The sequence below is a fragment of the Streptomyces sp. NPDC005494 genome, assembly GCF_042872025.1.
Classification (GTDB): Bacteria; Actinomycetota; Actinomycetes; order Streptomycetales; family Streptomycetaceae; genus Streptomyces.
The window spans coordinates 1-4,870 of the sequence record NZ_JBIAJR010000028.1 but is presented as its reverse complement, the minus strand read 5'-3'; the positions used below and the strand labels follow the sequence as shown (position 1 = coordinate 4,870).

The following is a 4,870-nucleotide window of genomic DNA, read 5'->3' as shown; positions in this document are numbered from 1 at the left end:
GTGATCGGTGCGATGTCGCCGGAGCGGTTGGACGGGGTGTTCGCGCCGAAGGCGGATGCGGCGTGGTATCTGCATGAGCTGACGGCGGGGATGGACCTCTCGGCGTTCGTGATGTTCTCCTCTGCCGGCGGGCTCGTGCTGGCTGCAGGGCAGGCGAACTACGCCGCGGCGAACTCCTTCCTGGACGGACTGGCGACCAGTCGTCGGGCGCAGGGTCTTGCAGCGGTGTCCATGGCGTTCGGCCTCTGGAACGTCGACACCGGGATGAACGACCAGGCCGACGAGGCCGCTGAGCACATGGCCCGCCAGGGCTTCCCCGCCCTCAGCGTGGAGCAGGGCCTGGAGCTGTTCGACGCCGGTCTGGCCGTGGATGGTCCTCTCGTGGTGCCGTTGCCCCTGGACCAGGCCGTGTTGCGTCGACGCGGAGAGGGGCTGCCTCCACTGCTGCGGGGGCTGATACGTGTTCCTGTCCGGCGTGCGGCCGGCGACCGGGGCCTTCCGTCCGGTCTGGCTGCGCAACTGTCAGGTCTGCCTCCCGAGGAGCGCGCTCGACTGCTGCTGGACGTGGTGCGGGACCAGGTCGCCGGCGTGCTCGGCCATGCCACGGTCGACGCCGTGGAAGCGGACCGTGCCTTCAAGGATCTGGGCTTCGATTCGCTCACGGCCATCGAGCTCCGTAACCGCGTCAACGCTGCTACAGGCCTGCGACTGCCGGCCACGCTCGTCTTCGACTACCCCAGTGCACGGTCGGTGGCGGCGTTCGTCGACAACCAGCTGACAGGGAGCAGCGGCACAGAGACGACGGGTTCCACCGTCCTGCGCCCGACGGTGCTGGACGACGATCCGATCGTGATCGTCGCGATGGCTTGTCGCTACCCAGGCGGTGTGGCATCCCCCGAGGACCTGTGGGATGTCGTTGCCGAGGGCCGCGACGTGGTGTCGGCATTCCCCGACAACCGTGGCTGGGACACCGGACGGCTGTACGACCCGGAGCCCGGGAAGCTCGGGAAGACGTACACCAGGGACGGGGGATTCCTGCATGAAGCAGGAGAGTTCGACCCCGGTTTCTTCGGGATCAGCCCTCGGGAAGCGTACGAGATGGATCCCCAGCAACGGCTGCTGCTGGAGGTGTCCTGGGAGGCCATCGAGCGTGCCGGAATCGATCCCGGCACGCTCAAGGGATCACGCACCGGTGTCTTCGCCGGACTGATGTACCACGACTACGCCGGCGTCAGCGCCGGTGGCAGCCTGGTCTCCGGCCGCATCGCCTACACGCTGGGCCTCGAGGGCCCGGCCGTGACGGTCGACACCGCCTGCTCCTCTTCGTTGGTCGCCCTGCACTCGGCGATCCAGTCACTGCGGTCCGGGGACTGCGACCTGGCACTCGCCGGCGGCGTCACCGTCATGACCACGCCCCAGATGTTCGTCTACTTCAGTGAGCAGCGTGGGTTGGCTGCGGATGGGCGTGCGAAGTCGTTCGCTGCTGGTGCGGATGGGACGGCGTGGGGTGAGGGTGCGGGGATGCTGCTGGTGGAGCGGCTTTCCGATGCGCGGCGTCTTGGGCACCCGGTGGTTGCGGTGGTGCGGGGTTCGGCGCTGAACCAGGACGGTGCGAGCAACGGATTCTCGGCCCCGAACGGCCCGTCGCAGGTACGCGTCATTCGGCAGGCCCTCGCGAATGCAGGTCTGACCGGCGCCGATGTGGACCTGGTGGAGGCGCACGGTACGGGTACGACCCTGGGTGATCCGATCGAGGCGCAGGCGTTGCTGGCGACGTACGGCCAGGAGCGGCCCGAAGGGCGACCGCTGTGGCTCAGTTCCATCAAGTCCAACATGGGCCACACCCAGGCCGCCGCCGGCGTGAGCCAGGTGATCAAGGCGGTGCAGGCGATGCGGCATGGTGTGTTGCCGAAGACGTTGCATGTGGATCGTCCGTCGGACCAGGTGGATTGGTCGGCGGGTGCGGTGGAGTTGCTGACGGAAGCCCGGGACTGGCCTGTGACGGATGGTCCGCGGCGGGCGGCTGTGTCGTCGTTCGGGATCAGCGGTACGAACGCGCATGTGGTGCTGGAGCAGGTGGTGGAGGAGCCGTCGGCGGCTGTTGGTGGGCCGGTGGTGGATGGTCCGGTGGTGCCGTGGGTGGTGTCGGGTCGTAGTCCGGAGGCGTTGCGTGATCAGGCCGCGCGTCTGCTGGAGCGAGTGGTGGGGTCCGAGGTTCGGCCGGTTGATGTCGGTTTCTCGTTGGTGACGTCGCGTGCGGTGTTCGAGCATCGGGCTGCGGTGGTGGGCGGGACGCGGGAGCAGCTGGTCGAGGGGCTGCGGACGCTCGCGGCGGGTGGCACGAGTGGTGTGGCCGTGGGTGCTGTGCGCGCGGGTAGGACCGCGTTCCTGTTCACGGGGCAGGGTGCGCAGCGGGTGGGGATGGGGCGTGAGCTTCATGTTTCCTTCCCGGTGTTTGCTGCGGCTTTTGATGCGGTGGTGGCGGAGCTGGACGGCCATCTGCCGAGGTCGTTGCGGGATGTGGTGTGGGGTGAGGATGCGGGGGTTCTGGAGCGGACGGAGTTCACGCAGCCTGCGTTGTTCGCGTTCGAGACGGCGTTGTTCCGGTTGCTGGAGTCCTGGGGTGTGCGCCCTGACTTCCTGGCCGGGCATTCGGTGGGTGAGCTGACGGCCGCGCACGTGTCGGGTGTTCTCTCGCTGGGGGATGCGGCGCGGTTGGTGGCTGCGCGTGCGCGGTTGATGCAGGCCCTGCCGGCGGGTGGGGCGATGGTCGCCGTGCGTGCGTCGGAGGACGAGGTCCTTCCGTATCTGACGTCGGACGCGGTGAGCATCGCTGCGGTGAACGGTCCGGACGCGGTCGTCATCTCCGGTGCTGAGGATGACGTCCTGGCGGTCGCGGCCCGTTTCGAGGCGGAGGGTCGGAAGACAAACCGTCTGCGGGTCTCGCATGCGTTCCACTCGCCGCTGATGGAGCCGATGCTGGCCGAGTTCCGTACCGTCGCGCAGAGCGTGACGTTCCAGGAACCGCGCATCCCGGTGGTCTCCAACGTCACCGGCGAGCTGGCAACCACCGACGACCTGCGCACCCCCGAGTACTGGGTGCGCCACGTCCGTGAGGCCGTGCGCTTCGGGGACGGAGTGCGTGCGCTGTCGGCGGCCGGGGTGTCCGTGTTCCTGGAGGTCGGTCCCGACGCCGTGCTCACCGCCATGGCGCAGAATTCGGCGTCCGACGCGGTGTTCGTGCCGGGTCTGCGCCGTAACCAGAGTGAGCCCGAGGCGCTGGTCACGGCGCTCGCGCGGCTGCACACGGTGGGTCATGTCCCGGACTGGGCCGCGTTCTACGCGCCCACCGGAGCCCGCCGAGTCGACCTGCCGACCTACGCCTTCCAGCGCGAGAGCTACTGGTCGCTGCCCGCAGTCGCCGGGGGTGATCCGGAATCGCTGGGTCTCGGCGAGGCGGGGCACCCGCTGCTGGGTGCGGCGGTGACCTTGCCGGACGGAGGAGTCGTCTTCACTGGCCGACTCTCCCTCAACTCCCATCCCCGGCTGGCCGAACACGACATCCTGGGCAGTGTGCTCCTTCCGGGGAGCACCTGGGTGGAGCTGGCGCTTCGTGCAGGCGACGAGGTCGGGTGCGCGCTGCTGGAGCAGCTCACCCTGCGGGCACCGTTGGTCGTTCCCGAGACTGCCGCCGTGCAGTTCCAGGTGGCGGTCGGCGCAGCCGAGACCTCGACCGATCGTCGCAGCATTGCCGTGCACTCCCGTGCGGAGGGTGATCCGGATGCGACGTGGACGGTACACGCGGAAGGGACGCTGATACCGCAGGCACCCGCACCCGACTTCGATCTGGTGGTCTGGCCGCCGGCGGGTGCGGTGTCGGTCCCTGTCGAAGCGGTGTACGAGCGGCTGGAGGACCAGGGGTACGGCTACGGTCCGGGGCTCCGAGGGCTGAAAGCCGTCTGGACGCGGGGGGAGGAGATCTTCGCCGAGGTCGCCGTACCCGAGCACGCCCAGGAGGACACCGATCGGCCGGGGCTGCACCCCGCTCTTCTGGAGGGCGGCCTGCAGGCTGCCCTTCTGATGGGCGAGGCCGAGACGGACGGCAGGCCGCGGACGCCCTCCGAGTGGAGCGAGGTGGCCCTGCACGCCACGGGCGCGGACGAGCTCCGTGTCCGCCTGGTGCGTGCCGAGTCCGGCTGCGCGATGCATGTCACCGACATCGCCGGCGCACCTGTGCTCTCGGCGGCATCGCTCACCACTCGCGCACTGGACGTGAAGCAACTGCGGACCAAGGCCTCGACGGCCGATTCCCTGCTGGCCGTTGAGTGGGGTGTGGTTGCTGGGGGTTCGTCGGCTGCTGCGGGTTCGTTCGTGTGGTGGGAGGACGTTGCGGGTGGTGGGGTGGTGGGCGCTGATGTGGTGGTGTTCGCTGCTGAGTCGCCTGTGGATGTGTCTGTGGATGGCCCTGGGGCGGATGTTCCGGGGGCGTTGCGGGGTGTTGTCGGTGGGGTTTTGGGTGTGGTGCAGGGGTGGTTGGCGGATGAGAGGTTCGCTGATGGCCGGTTGGTGATCGTCACGCGTGGTGCGGTGGCGGTTGATGGTGGTGGTGTGTCGGATCTTGCTGGTGCTGGTGTGTGGGGGCTGGTTCGGGCTGCGCAGGCGGAGAATCCGGGGCGGATCGTTCTGGGTGATGTGGATGGTTCTGCGGGTGCGGTGGAGCTGGTGGTGGGGTGTGGTGAGCCTGAGGTCGCGGTGCGTGAGGGGCGGGTTTGGGTTCCGCGTCTGGTGCGCGCTTCAGCCGGGCTAGCGGGTGCTGATGGGTCGTTCGGTGATGGCACGGTGTTGGTGACGGGTGGTACGGGTGGTCTGG

At 68.9% G+C, this 4,870-nt stretch carries 1 protein-coding gene; it reads left to right on the top strand.

What is annotated here, in order from left to right:
- On the top strand, positions 1–4,870 hold a 4,870-nt coding region (locus ACFYQ6_RS34875), incomplete at both ends, for a beta-ketoacyl synthase N-terminal-like domain-containing protein (protein WP_388766875.1).